Here is a 19,095-nt window from a genome sequence, read left to right as displayed (position 1 = left end):
GGGGTACGGGGGCCTGGCCGTCAGTGGGTGATCAGGCCTTCGGCAGGTTCGCCAGCTGGTTGGTGATCCGCTCGATGTCCGCCTCGGCCTTGGCGAGCCGGCCACGGATCTTGTCGACCACGTTGTCCGGAGCCTTGCCGAGGAACGCCTCGTTGGAGAGCTTGCCGTTGGCCTGGGCCTTCTCCTTCTCGGCGGCGCCCAGGTCCTTCGTCAGGCGCTTGCGCTCGGCCTCGACGTCGATCGTGCCGGACAGGTCGAGGGCGACCGTGGCCCCGGCGACCGGAAGCGACGCGGTGGCGTGGAAGCCCTCCTCGGCGGGCTGCAGGCGCAGCACCTGACGGATGGCCGCCTCGTGCGGGGCCAGCGCGGTGCCCGTCAGGGTGAGCTCGGCCGGGACCTTCTGGCCGGGCTGCAGGCCCTGGTCGGAACGGAACCGTCGGACCTCGGTGACGACCTGCTGGACGAGCGCGATCTCCCGCTCCGCGGCGTCGTCGCGGAAGCCGCCCGGGGCGTCGGCCCCGGGAACGGACACAGCGGCCGGCCAGTCGGCGATGACGACGGACTCCTTGCCGGTCAGCGTGGTCCAGAGGGTCTCGGTGACGAACGGGACCACCGGGTGGAGCAGTCGCAGCATGACGTCGAGGACCTCGCCGAGGACCCGGCCGGAGACCCTGGCCTGCTCGCCGCCCGCGAAGAACGTCGTCTTGGACAGCTCGACGTACCAGTCGAAGACCTCGTCCCACGCGAAGTGGTAGAGCGCCTCGCTGAGCTTGGCGAACTGGAAGTCGTCGTAGAACGCGTCGACTTCGGCGACCGTCTTGTTGAGCCGCGACAGGATCCACCGGTCGGTCACCGACAGCTGGTCGACGGGCGGCAGTTCGCCCTCCACCGTCGCGCCGTTCATCAGCGCGAAGCGCGTGGCGTTCCAGATCTTGTTGGCGAAGTTGCGGGAGCCCTGGACCCAGTCCTCACCGATCGGGACGTCGACGCCCGGGTTGGCGCCGCGCGCCAGGGTGAAGCGCAGCGCGTCGGAGCCGTACTTGTCCATCCAGTCGAGCGGGTTGACGACATTGCCGAAGGACTTCGACATCTTCTTGCCGAACTCGTCGCGGACCATGCCGTGCAGGACGATGGTGTGGAACGGCGGGACGCCGTCGTTGACGTACAGGCCGAACATCATCATCCGGGCGACCCAGAAGAAGAGGATGTCGTAGCCGGTGACCAGGACGGAGTTCGGATAGAACTTCGCGAGGCTGTCGGTCCGCTCCGGCCAGCCGAGCGTGGAGAACGGCCAGAGGCCGGAGGAGAACCAGGTGTCCAGGACATCGCTGTCCTGCGTCCAGCCCTCGCCCGTGGGAACCTCGTCGTCCGGTCCGACGCAGACGACCTCGCCGTTCGGGCCGTACCAGACGGGGATCCGGTGGCCCCACCAGAGCTGGCGCGAGATCGTCCAGTCGTGGAGGTTGTCGACCCAGTCGAAGTAGCGCTTCTCCATCTCCTGCGGGTGGATCTTGACGCTGCCGTCGCGGACGGCGTCACCGGCCGCCTTGGCGAGCGGGGCGACCTTGACCCACCACTGGAGTGACAGACGCGGCTCGATGGTGGTCTTGCAGCGCGAGCAGTGGCCGACGGAGTGGATGTACGGACGCTTCTCGGTGACGATCCGGCCCTCGGCCCGCAGCGCGCCGACGATGGCGGACCTGGCCTCCAGGCGGTCGAGGCCCTCGAAGGGGCCGGGGACCGTGATGACGGCGCGCTCGTCCATGACCGTGAGGAACGGCAGGTCGTGGCGCTTGCCGATCTCGAAGTCGTTCGGGTCGTGGGCGGGCGTGACCTTCACGGCGCCGGTGCCGAACTCCGGGTCGACGTGGTGGTCGGCGACGACGGGGATCGTGCGGTCCGTCAGCGGCAGCTTGATCTGCCTGCCGACCAGGTGCTTGTAGCGCTCGTCGTCGGGGTGGACTGCGACGGCGGTGTCACCGAGCATCGTCTCGGCGCGGGTCGTGGCGACGACGATGGTGTCGTCGCCGTCCCCGTACGTCATGGAGACGAGCTCGCCGTCGTCGTCCTGGTACTCGACCTCGATGTCCGAGATCGCGGTCAGACAGCGCGGGCACCAGTTGATGATGCGCTCGGCGCGGTAGATCAGCCCGTCGTCGTACATCTTCTTGAAGACGGTCTGGACGGCGGTGGACAGCCCCTCGTCCATGGTGAAGCGCTCGCGGGACCAGGCGACGCCCTCGCCGAGCCGGCGCATCTGGCCGGAGATCTGGCCGCCGGACTCGTTCTTCCACTTCCAGACGCGCTCGACGAACGCCTCGCGGCCCAGGTCGTGGCGGGACTTGCCCTCCTTGCCGAGCTCGCGCTCGACGACGTTCTGGGTGGCGATGCCGGCGTGGTCCATGCCGGGCTGGTACAGCGCCTCGAAGCCCTGCATGCGCTTGCGGCGGACGAGGGCGTCGATCAGCGTGTGCTCGAAGGCGTGGCCCAGGTGCAGGCTGCCGGTGACGTTGGGCGGCGGGATGACGATGGAGTACGGCGGCTTCTCGCTGTGCTCGTCGGCCTCGAAGTAACCACGTTCTACCCAGCGCTCATACAGCTTCCCCTCTACCTCGGCCGGTGCGTACTGGGTCGGCAGTTCGGGGTTGCTGGCTGGCGTCTGCTGAGTGTTCTCGGTCACGGGGGACAGTTTAGGGCCGTCACAGTCGTGCACTGAAACGGGATTGTTGAGTAACGGTGTGCCTCCCAATGGTCCACGTGGGTGGACCTTCCGTCAGGATGTTCGGAACGCATAAGACCGACCGGCCAATGGAGGGTGGGAGAAGGAGCGGGGTCCGGTGCGTGCAGCTGCAAGGCGGAGGAGGGAGTCGACGCGGAGCGTCGGCGACTGACGACAACGCCGCGGATGTGCGTGCCGGACCCCGCGACGCCGCCCTCCATTCGCCGGTCGGTCTAAGCATTCCGATGAGCGCTTCCGAACAGGGGACACCGCAGATGAGCTACAACCAGCCGGGCCCGTACGGCGGCCAGCCTCCGCAGGGCCAGCCCGGACCGTACGGCGGCCAGCCGCCCCAGGGTCAGCCCGGCCCGTACGGCCAGCAGCCCGGCCCGTACGGCCAGCAGCCGGGCCCGTACGGCGGCCAGCCGCCGCAGGGCCAGCCCGGTTACGGGTATCCGCAGCAGGCCCCCCAGGGTGTCCCGCCGCAGCAGCCCCAGCCGGGCTACGGCTACCCGCAGGCCCAGCAGCCGGGCCCCTACGGCCAGCAGCCGCCCACTCCCCCGTACGGCGGCCCGCAGTACGGCGGCCAGATGCCGATGCCCCCGGCGCAGCCGAAGAAGAAGACGGGCCTGATCATCGGCGGCGCGGTCGTGGCGCTCGCGGTCATCGCGGGCGGGGTGTACTTCCTGACGTCGGGCGGGGGCGCCAGCAACAGCGACGTGGCGGACTCCACCAAGGGGTACAAGCTGACACCGGCCGCCTCGGTGGACGAGTACAAGAGCAACTCGGCGGGCTCCACTCCGTCGGCGCCGTTGACCGGCAGCGGCAAGGCCGAGGCCGAAAAGCTGGGAATCAAGGATCCCCAGCAGACCGCGGCCGTGTACAACTCGGGCTCCCAGGAGAACCCGCTCACCGTGAAGACCCTGACGTTCCAGGGCATCTGGGGCGATGTCACCGACCCTGCGAACGTCATCGACAACTCGTTCACGAACACCGAGAACAGCATGAAGAAGAACAACGAGGGCATGGAGTACTCCCTCGTCGGCAGCCCCAAGGCGGTGACTCCGTCCGGATTCAAGGGGGCGCTGATGAAGTGTCAGGACATGAAGATCACCAACAGCAAGGGCGACGGCACCGCCAAGAACGGCCCCAAGGAGTTCACGGCGCCCATCTGCGTATGGGCCGACTACAGCACGGTCGGTGTGCTCGTCGGAATCGACGTGGCACAGTCCGTGGCCGGCAAGGGCATGCCCCAGGACGACGTGGCCGCGCTGACCGCCAAGCTCTACAACACGTCCCGCACCAAGATCTGATCGCGTCACGACGTCGCAAGGGGCGCCCCGCCGGTCCCACCCGGCCGGGCGCCCCTTCCGTCTGTGTTCACATGCCGCTACGCGGACTTCTCGTGCCGCCCGCCGTCGCTGTTCCCGATCGTCCGCGGCTCGCGCGGGACCAGCGTCGGGTTCACGTTGTTGCGGACGACGTCCGCCGTGATGACCACCCGGGCGACGTCCTTGCGGGACGGCACCTCGTACATCACGGACTGGAGGACCTCTTCCATGATGGCCCGCAGGCCACGCGCGCCGGTGCCGCGCAGGATCGCCTGGTCGGCGATGGCCTCCAGGGCCGGGCGGTCGAAGTCCAGTTCCACACCGTCGAGTTCGAACAGTCGTTGATACTGCTTCACCAGCGCGTTGCGCGGCTCGACGAGGATCTGCAGCAGCGCCTCACGGTCCAGGTTGTGGACCGAGGTGAGGACGGGCAGCCGGCCGATGAACTCCGGGATCATCCCGAACTTCACCAGGTCCTCCGGCATGACCTCCTGGAACTGGTCGCTCGCCTCGATCTCGCGCTTGGACCGGATCGTCGCGCCGAAGCCGATGCCCTTGGCGCCCGCCCGCGACTCGATGATCTTCTCCAGACCGGAGAAGGCACCGCCCACGATGAACAGCACGTTCGTCGTGTCGATCTGGATGAATTCCTGGTGCGGGTGCTTCCGGCCGCCCTGCGGCGGTACGGAGGCCGTGGTGCCCTCCAGGATCTTCAACAGGGCCTGCTGGACGCCTTCGCCGGAGACATCGCGGGTGATCGACGGGTTCTCGCTCTTGCGCGCGACCTTGTCGATCTCGTCGATGTAGATGATCCCGGTCTCGGCCTTCTTGACGTCGTAGTCCGCGGCCTGGATCAGCTTCAGCAGGATGTTCTCGACGTCCTCGCCGACATAGCCGGCCTCCGTCAGCGCGGTCGCGTCGGCGATGGCGAACGGGACGTTGAGCATGCGGGCCAGGGTCTGCGCGAGAAGCGTCTTGCCGGAGCCCGTGGGGCCCAGCAGCAGGATGTTGGACTTGGCCAGCTCGATGGCGTCGTCCCGGCCCTGCGCGCCGCCGTTCTCGCCTGCCTGGACCCGCTTGTAGTGGTTGTACACAGCGACCGAGAGAGCCTTCTTGGCGGGCTCCTGCCCGACCACGTAGCCCTCGAGGAACTCGTAGATCTCGCGCGGCTTGGGGAGTTCCTCCCACCGCACTTCGGAGGTCTCCGCGAGCTCCTCCTCGATGATCTCGTTGCAGAGATCGATGCACTCGTCGCAGATGTACACACCGGGTCCCGCGATGAGCTTCTTCACCTGCTTCTGGCTCTTTCCGCAGAACGAGCACTTGAGCAGATCGCCGCCATCACCGATGCGTGCCACGAGGTGCTTCCCCTTCGCCTGGGAGCAGCCTGGTTCAGCGGCTCCTGGTGCCTCTATCCGACGGTACCTTGCCTTGCCCCCCGTTCGGGCCCCCCTTGGCACGGTTCACACCGCCGATGCGGTGCGAACCCGCCGTGCCAAGGGGTGAAGGCCGACGTCAGACGGCCGTGGCCGCCTGCTTGCGGGTCGACACGATCTGGTCGACGAGACCGTAGGCGAGGGCGTCCTCGGCGGTCAGGATCTTGTCGCGCTCGATGTCGTCGCGGATCTTCTCCAGCGGTGTGGTGGAGTGCTTGGCCAGCATCTCCTCCAGCTGAGTACGCATCCGCAGGATCTCGTTGGCCGCGATCTCCAGGTCGGAGAGCTGCTCACGGCCGGTCTGCGAGGACGGCTGGTGGATCAGTACACGGGCGTTGGGCAGCGCCATCCGCTTGCCGGGCGTACCCGCGGCGAGCAGCACGGCCGCGGCGGAGGCCGCCTGACCCATGCAGACCGTCTGGATGTCCGGCTTCACGAACTGCATCGTGTCGTAGATCGCGGTGAGCGCGGTGAACGAGCCGCCGGGGCTGTTGATGTAGATCGAGATGTCCCGGTCCGGGTCCATCGACTCCAGGCACAGCAGCTGCGCCATGACGTCGTTGGCCGAGGCGTCGTCGATCTGCACGCCGAGGAAGATCACGCGCTCCTCGAAGAGCTTCGCATAGGGGTCGTACTCACGCACGCCCTGCGAGGTGCGCTCCACGAAGCGCGGCACGATGTAACGGTTGTCCACCTGCGGGCCGGTGTAGAGGCCGCTCGCGGAGGCGCCGGGGAAGTTGTTCATGTGGGTGTTCACCATCCTGGTGGCGTTCTGTGGCTGGGTGTCTCGGCGTACGAGAGGTGCGCGGGGCTGTGGAGCCCGAACCGGTGGGTACCGGATCAGGCGCCGGTGCCGCCGCCGCCCGGAACGCCCGATGCGATCGTGATGATCTCGTCGATGAGGCCGTACTCCTTGGCCTCCTCCGCGGTGTACCAGCGGTCGCGGTCGCCGTCGCGGATGATCGTCTCGACCGTCTGGCCGGAGTGACGGGCGGTGATCTCCGCCATCCGCTGCTTGGTGCGCAGCAGGTACTGGGCCTGGATCTTGATGTCCGAGGCCGTACCGCCGATGCCGGCCGAACCCTGGTGCATGAGGATGTCGGTGTTCGGGAGCGCGAAGCGCTTGCCCGCGGTGCCGCCGGTGAGCAGGAACTGGCCCATCGAGGCCGCCATGCCCATACCGATGGTGACCACGTCGTTCGGGATGTACTGCATGGTGTCGTAGACCGCCATGCCGGCCGTCACCGAGCCGCCGGGGCTGTTGATGTAGAGGTAGATGTCCTTGTCGGGCTCGGCGGCGAGGAGGAGCAGCTGCGCCGTGATCTTGTTGGCGATCTCATCGTCGACCTGCTGACCGAGGAAGATGATGCGCTCGCCGAGCAGTCGGCTGTAGACCTGGTCACCGAGGCCTCCACCGAGGGACGGCTCACCGGCGGCGTAGGGCATCAGATTCGTCACGTATCCACCTGCTCGTCTCTGACGGCTCCGGCCGTCTCAGCGTCTTCGTACCGGGTGGGCGGGGACTCCCCTGCCCTTCCTATTCATGGACCCTAACGCGCAGGTAGGACAACGCCATCCCGCTTCCGCAACTGTTCGCTGGGAGCGCAAGCTCCGCAGTCCGCACAAGGGTTGTGGGGCACCGTACGCCATACGACGACGGGCTCCGAACGCACAGCGTCCGGAGCCCGTCGTACGGGTTCAGCGCGAGGCTCAGGCCTCGTTCTTCTCCTCGGCGGCGTCGGCCGCTGCCTCGGTGGTGCCCTCGGCGGCCTCGACCGTCTCGATGGCCTCCTCCGCCACCTCTTCATCGTCTTCCAGGTCGACGACCTCACCATTGGTGTCGACGACCTTGGCGGCCTCGACGACCACGGCCAGCGCCTTGCCGCGGGCGACCTCGCCGACGAGCATCGGCACCTGGCCGCCCTCGACGACGGCCTGGGCGAACTGGTCGGGGCTCATGCCGGAGGAAGCAGCACGCCGCATGAGGTGCTCGGTGAGCTCCTCCTGGTTGACGTTCAGCTTCTCCTTGTTGACGATCTCGTCCAGGATGAACTGGGTCTTGATGCCCTTGATCGCCTGCTCGGAGGTCTCGGCCTCGAACTCCTCGACCGTCTTGCCCTGGATCTCCAGGTACTTGTCGAGGGTCAGACCCATCTGACCGAGCTGGTGGTGCTCCAGGTTGTGCTTGCGGGTCTGGACCTCGTCCGCGAGCAGCTTCTCCGGGATCGGGACCTCGGCGAGCTTGAGCAGCTCGTCCAGGACACGCTCCTGGGCCTGGGTGGCCTGGTCGTACTGCTTGGTGGTCTCCAGGCGCTTGCGGCTGTCCGCCTTCAGCTCGTCGAGGGTGTCGAACTCGCTCGCCATCTGGGCGAACTCGTCGTCCAGCTCGGGGAGCTCGCGGGCGGCGACCGCGGTGACCTTGACGGTGACCTCGGCCTCCTTGCCCTCGGCCGAGCCGCCCTTCAGCTCGGAGGTGAAGGTGGCCTCGCCACCCGCCTCCAGGCCGGTGACGGCGGCGTCGATGCCGTCGAGGAGCTCGCCGGAACCGATGGTGTACGAGACACCCTCGGCCACGCCGTCCTCCAGGACCTCGCCGTCGACCTTGGCCTGCAGGTCGATCGTCACGACGTCGCCCTCGGCGGCGGCGCGCTCGACCGGGTTGGTGGAGGCGAAGCGCTCACGGAGCTGCTCCACGGCCTTCTCGACGTCCTCGTCGCTGACCTCGAGGGCGTCGACGGTGACCTCGATGCCGGAGTAGTCCGGGATCTCGATCTCGGGGCGTACGTCAACCTCGGCGGTGAAGGCCAGCAGTTCGCCGTCCTTCAGCTCGGTGATGTCGACCTCGGGCTGACCGAGGACGTTGAGCTCACCCTCGTTGACGGCCTCGGTGTAGAACTTCGGGAGGGCGTCGTTGACGGCCTCCTCCAGCACCGCACCGCGGCCGAAGCGCTGGTCGATGACCCGGGCGGGGATCTTGCCCTTGCGGAAGCCCTTCACCGTGACCTGCTGGTTGATCTTCTTGTACGCCGCGTCGAGGCTGTCCTTGAGCTCCTCGAAGGGCACCTCGACAGTGAGCCGAACCCGGGTCGGGTTCAGGGTCTCCACGGCGCTCTTCACGGTTCGGTCTCCTTGTGGCTGACTTCTTGGGGTTCTGCTCCGCCGCACGGGAGGCGGCTTCGCGGACCGAGCCCGGTACATCAGACACACGGGCACGCATTTTGCATAGTAACGGCAAGGAGACGGACTCCCACAATGCGATCGTGCCGGTGGTCCGCGGTCCCGCGAGCGGTCCGTGATCTTGCCGGTGGTCGGGGTGGCCGGATTCGAACCGACGACCTTCCGCTCCCAAAGCGGACGCGCTACCAAGCTGCGCCACACCCCGTCGGTGCGACACGTAGGGTACATGCAGAAAGGCGGCCCATCGGCCGCTTTGCTCGTCCGGCACCGAACGCGACACCGGGTGACCGCAATCGGGTGTGCGGGCAGCGCCCGCGACCCGCTACGATGCTTCTCGTACCGCGGTCCCCGGACCTGCGGTGCGTTGCTTGCGGGCGTAGCTCAATGGTAGAGCCCTAGTCTTCCAAACTAGCTACGCGGGTTCGATTCCCGTCGCCCGCTCCATGCTTGGGCCCGGTCCGACGAATCACTCGTCGGACCGGGCCCTTTGCGTTGTGCCCGGGTTCCGTCGGACGCGCTCCGCCGGGTGACCTCCCGCGCCGGGGCGCGGGGCAGCCGGTTCGGCCGGATCAGAAGCTGATCTGGTTGATGGTCTCCGCTATGGAGTTCATGAACCTGTTGATCGACGGCGCCATGCCCGTCGACGCCAGGAAGAAGCCGAAGAGCACCGCGACGATCGCCGGACCGGGCTTGATCGAGCCACCTCGGATCAGGACCACCAGGATGATCGCCAACATCAGCACCACAGACAGTGAAATGGCCACAACTGATCACACCCTTGGTCGGTCCGCCTTGCCGGCCCGGAGGTGTCCCGCCGAGCACTCCTCCGCTCCGTCCATCGTGCCACCAACTCCCCTGTGGTCGCTGCCAGGTGACGGATCGAAGTGACAGGATCGCGCCATCCTCGCGCCCCATGTGCGCCGGGGGGCGCACACCCGCACAAGGGGGGCGCCACGGGCCCCGGACAAGACTCCGCGCACCCTGTGAGCGAGCTGTGAATCAAACAATCGCAACACCGTGCGACTGTGACGGTTCCCATACCCACACACTTCATTCACATGCAATTCCAGGACGAGCGTGCGGCAGAATTGGCACCCCTCAATAGCCAGACGATATGCCCTATTCAACAGGGATGAATCTGGGCATAGCGGGCGGTTCTCGGCGGTTTCGCTTTTGATTGGACGCGAACACCAGATATCCGTGAGCGGTTTTACGAATTGCAATCGGGGCGTCTAGGGTGCTTTGAATGTTCCCCGCTCCGAACGTATTTCACAGGGCCCCGCTCCCATCAGCGCCCCGGGAGTCGGAGCCCAGACACCAAGGGACGATGACCACCACCGCGGCGCCCCCCGCAACGGTGGCGAACAAGCCTCCGGCGACCTCGTCGGCGAAGAGGCGGGACGCCTACTTCGACAACGTCAAATATCTGGCCATCGTGCTCGTCGCGGTGGCGCACTCATGGGAACCGGTGATGGACGGCAGCCGGACCGCCCGTGCGCTGTACATGGTGGCCTACACCTTTCACATGCCGGCCTTCATCATCATCTCCGGCTATTTCTCCCGCTCGTTCGACATGTCCGCCGCCAAGGTAAAACGCCTGGTCACCGGCGTCGCCGTGCCCTACGTGGTGTTCGAGACGGCGTATTCACTGTTCAAGCGGTACGCGGACGACTCCCCCGATCATCCGATCAGCCTGATCGACCCCTGGTATCTCACCTGGTTCCTGGTCGCACTGTTCATCTGGCGCATCACCACACCGCTCTGGCAGTCGCTGCGATATCCGCTGCCGGTGGCGCTCGTCATCGCCGTGTTCGCCTCCTTCTCCCCGACGATCGGCGACGATCTCGATCTCCAGCGCGTTCTGCAGTTCCTGCCGTTCTTCGTACTGGGGCTCCGACTGAGGCCCGAGCACTTCGAGATGGTCCGCCGGCGTGAGGTGCGGATGCTCGCGCTCCCGCTGCTCGCCGGGGCCCTGGTGTTCGCGTACTGGGCGGCGTCGCGGATGCAGCTGGGCTGGTTCTACCGCAGCAACAGCGCGCAGGAGATGGGCGCCCCTTGGTGGTCCGGTGCCGTGATGACGCTGGCCATGTTCGGCTGCGCCCTGCTGCTCACCATCGGGTTCCTGTCCTGGGTGCCTCGGCGCCCCATGTGGTTCACCGTGCTCGGCGCCGGGACGATCTGCGGCTATCTGCTGCACGGGTTCCTGATCAAGGGCGCCGAATACGCCGGGCTGTTCGACACCTACGACTGGCTCTCGGCGCCCGGCGGACTGGCCCTGGTCTCCCTCGTCGCGGCCGGGGCGGTGACGCTGATGTGCACGCCGCCCGTACGGCGGGTGCTGCGTCCGGTGACCGAGCCGGAGATGGACTGGGCGTTCCGACGGGACGCGGCCCGGCGCTGATCCGGTGGCTCAGTCCTGCCCCGTGTTGGCTTGAACCGATTGCTCGGCGGGCGATCCACCCGAGGTGAGCCCGAGCAGGCGCCGTACCTGCGCATACTTCTCGGTCAGCCGGGTACGGGTCGCCGGTTCCAGCACGGCGAGGCGGTCCGGGTCGGCGTTGTGCGCCAGGTCGGACTCCTTGATCAGCAACGCGCCCGGGGTGTCGAGGATGCGCCGGGTGTAGGCAGCGAGGTCCTCGCCGTCACGTTTGGTGACGGCGAGGACCATGTCCTTGACCTGCTGCGGCAGCGCGGCACCGGCCAGCCACTCCTGCGACAGCGCGTCGTCCTCGACGGCGTCGTGCAGCCAGGCCGCGGCGATCTGTTCGTCGCTGCCTCCCCTGATCCGCACGCCCTCGGCGACCGCGGCGAGATGCTCGGTGTACGGGCGTCCCGCTTTGTCCCGCTGGTCGGCGTGGGCCTCGCGGGCGATCGCCTCGATTTCGGCCAGGGTCAGCCGTGCGCGTCGTGTGGGCATGGCCCGACTCTACGGACGCGCGGCCGTCCGGCGCAGGGCGGCCCGGGCCGGGACCGTCACGGCGGCCAGGCCGAGTCCGATGGTCGCGGCGAGGAAGGACATGTACAACGCCGGTGGGATGTAGGGCGATTCGCCCGTGAGTCCCTTCACCATCGGGACCAGTGTGGCCAGTGCGATGGCGGTGCCGAGTGCGGCGCCGGTGACCGTGACGAGCAGCGCCTCCCAGCGGATCATCCCCATGACCTGGCGGCGGGTGGAGCCGACGAGCCGCAGCATGGTCAGTTCGCGGCGCCGGTCGAGGACGGTCATCACCAGGGTGTTGACCGCGGCGACGGCGGCGAATCCACCGAGAACCGCGGCCATGGTGGTGTTGGCCCAGGCGTTGAGTTCACGGTTCTGGTCCTGCGCGGTGGCGTAACCGGTCCGGTCGGTGACCGTGCCCAGCGCGGTGAGCTTCCGTGCGGCGGCGGGTGTGGCCCGTACCAGCAGGTCGGTGGCGTACGGCGAGGTGACATGGGCGCTGAGGTCGGCGGCGGGCAGTGTGACCAGACCGGTGCCCAGGCCGCGGCCGTAGACGGCGACGATCTTCGGAGCCGCCTCGGTGCCGTCCGGGAGGCGCAGGGCCAGCCGGTCGCCGGTCCCGACCTTCGTGGATCCGGCGAGGGTGGTGTCGATGGCGACGGTACCGGGGCGCAGGCCGGTCAGCGATCCGGACCGGACGTCGAGGTCCTGGACCTCGGTGAGGTCCCGGCCGGAGCCGATGATCCCCTGGACGGAGGTGGTCTGGAGCCGCCGTTCCCCGCCCGATCCGGTGGCCACCAGGACGGAGCCGCGGAGCAGCCCGACGGCGGTCGTGACACCGGGTGTGGCGGCGGCCCGCTCGGTCGCGTCGGAGGCGAGTCCGGCCGGCGCGGAGACGATGTGGTCGGCGGTGATGGCGTCGCGCTGCTGGTGTGCGATCACCCGTTCCTCGCTGGTGTGCATGAAGACGAGCGTGGAGGAGAAGGCCATGGCGAGCACGATCGGGGTGATCGCGGAGGCCAGGCGGCGCGAGTTCGTCCGGGAGTTGGCGGCGGCCAGCGAGCCCGGCGCGCCGGCGGCGCGCAGCGGGAAGCCGATGACGGCGGCGCAGATCCGGGCGATCAGCGGGCCGAGCAGGCCGACCGCGAGCATGAAGAGCATGACGACGCCGAGTGCGGCGTTCGCCGCGTCCTCGCCGCTCGTGGACGCGGCGACGCCCGCGAAGGCCACGCCGCCGCCGAGGGCGGAGATGCCGAGCGGGGTGCGGATCCAGCCGAACGGCGGGCGTTCCACCGCGGACTGCGCGAGAGCCAGGCCCGGCCTGGTCTTCGACGGCCGGCGGGCTGCGAAGTATCCGGCGCCCAGCGCGGTGAGCATCGTGGTGGCCGCGGTGACGGTCAGGGGCAGCCAGGACACCCGCAGCGCGACGGCTTCGGGGATGGCGCCCCTGTCCTGGAGCTGACCGAACCACCAGTGGGCCAGGGCGATTCCGGGCAGGCAGCCGAGCGCGCCGGCGAGCGGTGCGACGAGCAGGGACTCGGTCGCGATGGTACGGCGCAGCTGGCGCGGGGTGGCGCCGATGGCGCGCAGCAGGGCGAACTCGCGGCTGCGCTGACCGACGGAGAGGGCGACCGTACCGGCGGCGGTGAAGACGGCGACCATGGTGGCGATGCCGCCGAAGGAGCCGCCGAGGCCGACGAGGAGTTCCTTGGCGCCCGCGAGTTCCGCGTCCTCGACGGCGCCCCGGCCGTCACCGGTGTGGACCTGGACCCCTGCGGTGTGGTCGACGGCCTCGCGTACCTGGTCGGCGAGACCGGCGGTGGGGGTGGAGCGGGCTGCGAGCACGGCGATGGCGTCGACCCGGCCGGGGTGGCCGGAGAGCTGTACGGCCTGCCGGTCGGTGAACCAGACGGTGGCACCGGTGGCGGTGGTGCCCGCGACGCGGAACTCCCGTACGCCCACGGGGGTGTCGAGGGTGATCCTCTCGCCGACCCGGGCCCCGGCGCCGGTGGGGACGACGACCTCACCGGTCCCGGGCGCGTCACCGGTGAGCAGCCGGGTACCGGTGAGGGCGGTGGAGCCCCAGCCGTGTGCGGTGAGGAGGGTGCCGTCCTGCCGTACGGGGTAGCTGACGTCCCCGATCGCGGCTGTGGCGCCGGGGACGGAGGCGACCTTGCCCACCAGGGATTCGGGGAGCCTCGCGGTCCCCGGTACGGGTGTGGCGGCGTCGTACTTCCCCTCGCCGCTGCCGACCGTCATATGGGCCTGCTGGTCGGCGGCGACGACCACGGGCGCCTTGGCGTAGCGCTCCGCCGGCACGGAGGCACGCACGCCGGTCTCCAGCAGGATGCCGCAGGCGGAGACGATCGCCGCGGCCAGCAGGAGCGCGACGAAGGTCCCGGCGAACGACGCGGGTTTGAAGCGGACGGCCGCGCGGGCGAGGCCGTTGGGGACGCGCGGGCTGAACATCAGGCTGCTGCTCCTGCGGGGGCGGGGGCGGTCTTGGCGGTCAGAGCGGTCATCCGGGCCGCGATCTGTGCGGCGCCGGCGCGCGGCAGGCTGTCCGCGATCGCGCCGTCGGCGAGGAAGAGCACCCGGTCGGCATAGGCGGCGGCCACCGGGTCGTGGGTGACCATGACGACGGTGGCACCGAGGCTGTCCACCGCGTGCCGGAGAAGGGCGAGGATCTCGGCCGCGGTGGTGGTGTCGAGGGCGCCGGTCGGTTCGTCGGCGAAGACCACGTCGGGGCGGGTGACCAGGGCGCGGGCGACGGCGACGCGCTGCTGCTGGCCGCCGGAGAGCTGGCCGGGGCGGCGGTCGCCCTTGTCGCCGAGACCGACCCGGTCGAGCATCTCGGCGGCTTCGCGGCGGCTGCGGGTGGAGCCGGTGCGCTGTCCGGCCAGGCGCATGGGCAGGACGACGTTCTGCTCGACCGTGAGGGACGGGAGCAGGTTGAAGGCCTGGAAGACGAAGCCGAGGCGGGTGCGGCGCAGCTCGGTGAGCCGGTTCTCGCTCATGCCGGTGATCTCGGTGCCGCCGAGGCGTACGGAGCCTTCGGTGGGGCGGTCGAGTCCCGCCGCGCACTGCAGGAAGGTCGACTTCCCGGAGCCGGACGGACCCATGACCGCCGTGAAACTGGAGCGCGGGAGGGCGAGGTCGATGCCCCTCAGGGCGTGGACGGCGGAGCTGCCGCGGCCGTACTGCCGACGGACGCCGCGCAGTTCGACGGCGAGGTCCGAGGGTCCGGCCCCATGAGGGATGCCCTCCGTCGACTGCCTGTCCTGCGCGCCCTGCCTGGTGCGTCGCAGCCCCATGGTGTCCTGCCTTTCGGTTGCTCCCGGCCGGTCTTCCGGCCGGTATCCCGAACGTACGGATCACGGGCGGGTCGGGACCATGGCGGCTGCTGGCGGATCGAGGGTGGGGGAAACCCCAGGGTGCTCCCGGGGGCGGGCGGGCCCGGGGGCCGTCGAACAGGCGGACGGGCTTCGGGGCGCTGTCGGAGGCGGGACAGCGGTCCGGGGTGCGCGGGCGGATCCCGGGTGCTGCGGATGGGGCCGGTCCTCGGGTTGCCGGGGTGGCCATAGTTGCAACGTCAATCGTTCGGTAAACTAATTACTGACGATTCCTTGACGCTCTCTTGACCCACCGAAGGAACAGGCTCATCGGACACGCAGACACGCTCATCGCCATGGGCGGCGCCTTCCTCGCCGCCGCCGTCCTCGCCCGCGTCGGCAGCCGCATCGGACTGCCGACCATCCCCTTGTTCATCCTGGCCGGAATCCTGCTCGGCCCGCACACACCCGGCATCGTGCTCGTCGCCGACCCGCACGACCTGGAGATGCTCTCCGCGCTCGGCCTGGTGCTGCTGCTCTTCTATCTCGGCCTCGAATTCCATCTCGACGACCTCAAGGCCGGCGGCCGCAAGATGGCCGTCGCCGGCGGCACCTATCTCGCCCTGAACGTCGGCGCCGGGCTCGGCTTCGGCTTCGCGCTGGGCTGGGGCACCTCCGAAGCGCTGGTGCTCGCCGGTGTGCTCGGCATCTCGTCGTCGGCCATCGTCACCAAGGTCCTGGTCGACCTGGGCCGTATCGGCAATCCGGAGACCAAGCCGATCCTCGGCATCATCGTCGTCGAGGACGTGTTCCTCGCCCTCTACCTGGCCGCTCTCCAGCCGATCCTGTCGGGCGCCGAGAGCCTCTCCGCCGCGGCGGTCGACGGCGGCAAGGCTTTCGGGTTCCTGCTGCTGCTCGCCGTGATCGCCCGGTACGGCACCCGGGTCATCGGCAAGCTGATCAACACCCGGGACGACGAACTCCTCGTCATCTCCTTCCTCGGTGCCGCGGTGCTCGTGGCGGGAGTCTCGGAGTGGTTCGGGGTCGCGGACGCGATCGGCGCCTTCATGGTCGGCCTGATGCTCGGCAGCACGTCCTCCGGCGCCCGCATCCTCAAGCTGGTCCACCCGCTGCGGGACGCCTTCGGCGCGATCTTCTTCTTCGCCTTCGGTCTCTCCATCGACCCGGGCGACCTGCCGGTCGTCCTGTGGCCGGTGCTGGCCGCCGTCGCGGTGACTCTCGCCATGAACGTCCTCGCCGGGATCGCCGCCGCCAAGGTGTACGCGTTCGGCCCGCAGGCCACCGCGAACATCTCCACCACACTGGTGGCCCGCGGCGAGTTCGCCCTGATCCTCGCCACGATGGCGGCGGCCGCGGGACTGGACGAGCGGCTCTCCCCGTTCATCGCCGGATACGTACTCCTCCTCGCGGTCCTCGCACCGTTGGCCGCCGGGCGGTCGCACTGGCTGGCCCGTGTCCTGCCGGGCGGGCGGGGCCGGGGTGAGGGCAGTGACAGCGACACCGGCGCCGGACAGATCTCGGTCCCTGCCTGAGACGACGACCGGCAGGTCCGGGTACCGGCACGGCGCCGGGTACCCGGACCGGCCGGGGGCCGGGATCCGGCGAACGGCCGGCGGCCGCCGACGCACATCCGGCCCGAGCCGCTTGCGCGGGGTTCAGGACCGGCGTGACAGCAGCAGCAGCGCCCGGTCGTCGTTGACGTCCTTGGCGCATGCCTCGATCAGATGCCAGGCCGCACCCTCGAAACCGGTGGCGACATAGCGGTCGGCCTCACCGGTCAGCCGGTCGATGCCCTCCGCGATGTCGCGGTCGGACGCCTCCACCAGGCCGTCCGTGAACAGCATCAGCACGTCGCCCGGGGCCAAGGAGCCCTTCACGGCGTCGAACTGCGCCCCGTCGTACACCCCGAGCAGCGGGCCCTCCGCGACCTTCTCCTCCCACCGGCCGCTGCCCGAGTGCAGTTGCAGGGCCGGCGGGTGTCCCGCCGAGAGGAGTTCGTAGTCACCCGATTCGAGGTCCAGGACCAGATGGATCGAGGTGGCGAAGCCCTCGTCCCAGTCCTGACGCAGCAGATAGCCGTTGGCCGCCGGGAGGAAGCCGTGCGGGGGCAACGAGCCGAGCAGCCCGCCGAAGGCGCCGGACAGCAGCAGGGCACGGGAGCCCGCGTCCATTCCCTTGCCGGAGACGTCGGTGAGGACGGCCTCCAGCGTCCGTCCGCCGTTGGTGCGGGCGGCGACGACGAAGTCACCGGAGAAGGACTGCCCGCCCGCCGGGCGCAGCGCCATCTCGCGGTGCCAGCCCTGCGGCAGCCGGGGCAGCGCGCTCTGCACCCTGATGCGTTCACGCAGGTCGAAGAGCATGGTGCCGCCGCGCCGCCACGGCACACCGACCCTGGCCCGGAACTGGGCGAGGACCAGTCCGAAGAAGCCGCAGGCCGCGACCACCAGGACGATGCCGGGAGTCACCCGGGCCGGGCCGTCCTCGTACGGACCGAGTGCGAGCGACTCCACGATCAGGGCCGTGGCCGCGGTCGCGTACAGACCCAGCAGACTCGCGGGCCGCAGCAGCAGACCGCCCGCGACGATCGGCAGGACGAGCGCGGCCGGTGAGCACCACACCGGGTCGAACAGGGTGGCGCAGGTGATGGCCGGAATGGTGAGCAGCAGACCGGCCAGCGCGATCCAGTCCGAGCCGTCGCCGCGGAAGTAGTCGACACCGGACTTGCGCAGCGCGATGCGTGCCCGGTGCGCCGATTTCCGCAATCGGGCCGGGTACGACTCTGCTCCTGCACGTCGGGCCATTGCGGGGACTTTATCGACCCGACGGCCTCCGGTGCAGGGGGACCCCGTGACAATGCGTTCGAAATCGGGTCGACCGGGCGCCACGCCCCTGATAGGGATGGCCCATGACTACTGAGCTTCGCGTACTGCAGCCGTCCGAATGGAACGAATGGTTCGAGTGTCTGGAGCTCGCATTCGGCGGTGTGGCAGAGCCTCCCGAGCAGCGCGAGCTGGACGAACAACTGACCGAGTGCGAGCGGTCGATCGGGGTCTGGGACGGCTCCGACGTCGTCGCCACGGCGGGGGCGTTCAGCTTCCGGCTCGCCGTGCCCGGCGGGACGCTGGTGCCCGCCGCAGGGGTCACGATGGTGAGTGTCGCGTCCACCCATCGCAGGCGCGGCCTGCTGACGTCGATGATGCGTCGGCAGCTCGACGACGTCCGGGCACTGGGTGAGCCGATCGCCGTCCTGACGGCTTCGGAACCGGTGATCTACGGCCGGTTCGGCTACGGCGCGGCCTCGCGTCAGATGTCGTTGACGATCGACACGGACCGGGTGCGGCTGACGGTTCCCGAGGGCACGGACGAGGTCCGGCTGCGCCACGCGAAGCCGGACGAGGCGATGGCCGCGTGCGAGGCCGTGTACGACCGGCTGGTGGCCGGCCGGCCCGGCACACCGGCCCACGGCCCCGGCTGGGAACGCAAGCCGATGGTGGACCCGGTGAGTGCACGGCAGGGCGGTTCGGCGCAGCAGTGCGTGCTGGCGGAGCTGAACGGGCAGATCGTCGGCTATGTGACGTACCACATCAAGCCCGAGTGGGAGCCGTCCGGTCCCAAGGGCCAGGTGAAGGTGAACGACCTGGCCGCGCTCGACCCGGCGGCGTACGCGGCGCTGTGGCGGTTCCTCTTCGAGATCGATCTGACCTCGACGATCGACGCGCGCAACCGGCCGGTCGACGACGCGGTGCTGCACCTGGTGTCGGACGTGCGACGGTGCAACATCCTGATCCGGGACTGTCTGCACGTGCGGCTGGTGGAGCTGGGGGCGGCGCTGGAGGCGCGGGCGTACCGGGCGCCGGTGGACGTGGTGTTCGAGGTCGAGGACGCGTTCTGCCCCTGGAACGAGGGGCGTTGGCGGCTCACGTCCGACGCGCAGGGGACGGCGACCTGCCGTCGGACCGACGATGCGGCCGACCTGGCGCTCTCGGTGAGGGAGTTGGGTGCGGTGTATCTGGGCGGCGAATCCCTGAGCTCGCTCGCCCTGGCCGGGCGGGTGCGGGAGTTGCGTGCGGGCGCGCTGGCGGAGGCGTCGCTGGCCTTCTCGTCGGACGCGGCGCCGTGGCTGCCGCGGGGGTTCTAGGGG

Annotated in this window: 14 protein-coding genes and 2 tRNA genes; 5 read left to right on the top strand and 11 right to left on the bottom strand. The window is 69.4% G+C overall.

The window, feature by feature from the left end; all coding sequences use genetic code 11:
- Nucleotides 1–31 precede the first annotated feature (31 nt).
- A complete protein-coding gene (locus tag ACIQCZ_RS08965) occupies nt 32–2,680 on the bottom strand; it encodes a valine--tRNA ligase (protein WP_402280854.1) in 2,649 nt (882 codons plus the stop codon).
- 314 nt (nt 2,681–2,994) lie between these two features.
- Between ACIQCZ_RS08965 and ACIQCZ_RS08960 the strand changes: the two genes are divergently transcribed.
- Entirely contained in the window at nt 2,995–4,032 is a 1,038-nt protein-coding gene (locus ACIQCZ_RS08960) for a hypothetical protein (protein ID WP_402281263.1), read from the top strand.
- 77 nt (nt 4,033–4,109) lie between these two features.
- Here ACIQCZ_RS08960 and clpX read toward each other — a convergent pair whose 3' ends face one another.
- The 5 genes from clpX to ACIQCZ_RS08935 all read right to left on the bottom strand — a co-directional run bounded on the left by clpX (nt 4,110) and on the right by ACIQCZ_RS08935 (nt 8,868).
- Complete coding sequence (clpX, locus tag ACIQCZ_RS08955) at nt 4,110–5,408, bottom strand: ATP-dependent Clp protease ATP-binding subunit ClpX (protein WP_351078417.1); 1,299 nt, start codon at nt 5,406–5,408, stop codon at nt 4,110–4,112.
- 157 nt (nt 5,409–5,565) lie between these two features.
- On the bottom strand, nt 5,566–6,246 hold the full coding sequence (locus tag ACIQCZ_RS08950; RefSeq protein WP_351078414.1) for an ATP-dependent Clp protease proteolytic subunit: 681 nt from the start codon (nt 6,244–6,246) through the stop codon (nt 5,566–5,568).
- 80 nt (nt 6,247–6,326) lie between these two features.
- Nucleotides 6,327–6,932, bottom strand: a complete 606-nt coding sequence (locus tag ACIQCZ_RS08945; protein WP_176729207.1) for an ATP-dependent Clp protease proteolytic subunit — start codon at nt 6,930–6,932, stop codon at nt 6,327–6,329.
- Nucleotides 6,933–7,196: 264 nt separating this feature from the next.
- Complete coding sequence (tig, locus tag ACIQCZ_RS08940) at nt 7,197–8,603, bottom strand: trigger factor (protein ID WP_402280851.1); 1,407 nt, start codon at nt 8,601–8,603, stop codon at nt 7,197–7,199.
- A 188-nt stretch (nt 8,604–8,791) separates the two neighbouring features.
- Nucleotides 8,792–8,868, bottom strand: a tRNA-Pro gene (locus ACIQCZ_RS08935).
- 165 nt (nt 8,869–9,033) lie between these two features.
- Between ACIQCZ_RS08935 and ACIQCZ_RS08930 the strand changes: the two genes are divergently transcribed.
- Nucleotides 9,034–9,107, top strand: a tRNA-Gly gene (locus tag ACIQCZ_RS08930).
- A 125-nt stretch (nt 9,108–9,232) separates the two neighbouring features.
- Here ACIQCZ_RS08930 and ACIQCZ_RS08925 read toward each other — a convergent pair.
- Entirely contained in the window at nt 9,233–9,427 is a 195-nt protein-coding gene (locus ACIQCZ_RS08925; protein ID WP_351078408.1) for a hypothetical protein, read from the bottom strand.
- 482 nt (nt 9,428–9,909) lie between these two features.
- Here ACIQCZ_RS08925 and ACIQCZ_RS08920 point away from each other — a divergent pair, with 482 nt between their 5' ends.
- Complete coding sequence (locus tag ACIQCZ_RS08920; RefSeq protein WP_402280849.1) at nt 9,910–11,064, top strand: acyltransferase family protein; 1,155 nt, start codon at nt 9,910–9,912, stop codon at nt 11,062–11,064.
- 9 nt (nt 11,065–11,073) lie between these two features.
- On the opposite strand, the gene ACIQCZ_RS08915 is transcribed toward ACIQCZ_RS08920, so the two are convergent.
- From ACIQCZ_RS08915 to ACIQCZ_RS08905, 3 genes are read right to left on the bottom strand one after another with little or no spacing between them, the layout of a single operon-like run.
- Nucleotides 11,074–11,580 carry an HD domain-containing protein gene (locus tag ACIQCZ_RS08915; RefSeq protein WP_402280848.1) on the bottom strand — a complete coding sequence of 169 codons (507 nt, stop codon included), beginning with the start codon at nt 11,578–11,580 and terminating at the stop codon, nt 11,074–11,076.
- A 9-nt stretch (nt 11,581–11,589) separates the two neighbouring features.
- A complete protein-coding gene (locus tag ACIQCZ_RS08910) occupies nt 11,590–14,070 on the bottom strand; it encodes an FtsX-like permease family protein (RefSeq protein ID WP_402280847.1) in 2,481 nt (826 codons plus the stop codon).
- Nucleotides 14,070–14,915 (bottom strand): ABC transporter ATP-binding protein, encoded by an 846-nt coding sequence (locus ACIQCZ_RS08905; RefSeq protein ID WP_402280845.1) that lies wholly within the window; start codon nt 14,913–14,915, stop codon nt 14,070–14,072. Before ACIQCZ_RS08905 ends, ACIQCZ_RS08910 begins: the two co-directional genes overlap by 1 nt.
- Nucleotides 14,916–15,289: 374 nt before the next feature.
- Between ACIQCZ_RS08905 and ACIQCZ_RS08900 the strand changes: the two genes are divergently transcribed.
- Nucleotides 15,290–16,486: a cation:proton antiporter gene (locus ACIQCZ_RS08900; RefSeq protein WP_402280843.1), complete on the top strand. Its 1,197-nt coding sequence runs from the start codon at nt 15,290–15,292 to the stop codon at nt 16,484–16,486.
- A 123-nt stretch (nt 16,487–16,609) separates the two neighbouring features.
- Here the strand turns inward: ACIQCZ_RS08900 and ACIQCZ_RS08895 are convergent, their stop codons facing one another.
- The gene (locus ACIQCZ_RS08895) at nt 16,610–17,755 is read right to left on the bottom strand and encodes a PP2C family protein-serine/threonine phosphatase (RefSeq protein ID WP_376211369.1); all 1,146 of its coding nucleotides are present in this window, start codon (nt 17,753–17,755) and stop codon (nt 16,610–16,612) included.
- Between the two features lie 104 nt (nt 17,756–17,859).
- Here ACIQCZ_RS08895 and ACIQCZ_RS08890 point away from each other — a divergent pair, with 104 nt between their 5' ends.
- The gene (locus ACIQCZ_RS08890; RefSeq protein WP_402280842.1) at nt 17,860–19,092 is read left to right on the top strand and encodes a GNAT family N-acetyltransferase; all 1,233 of its coding nucleotides are present in this window, start codon (nt 17,860–17,862) and stop codon (nt 19,090–19,092) included.
- Nucleotides 19,093–19,095 lie beyond the last annotated feature (3 nt).

Origin of the sequence: Streptomyces sp. NPDC093149, from assembly GCF_044754145.1 — a bacterium.
In the GTDB taxonomy this organism is placed as follows: domain Bacteria; phylum Actinomycetota; class Actinomycetes; order Streptomycetales; family Streptomycetaceae; genus Streptomyces.
The sequence above is the reverse complement of the archived record's forward strand: the minus strand, read 5'-3'. Positions and strand labels throughout refer to the sequence as shown.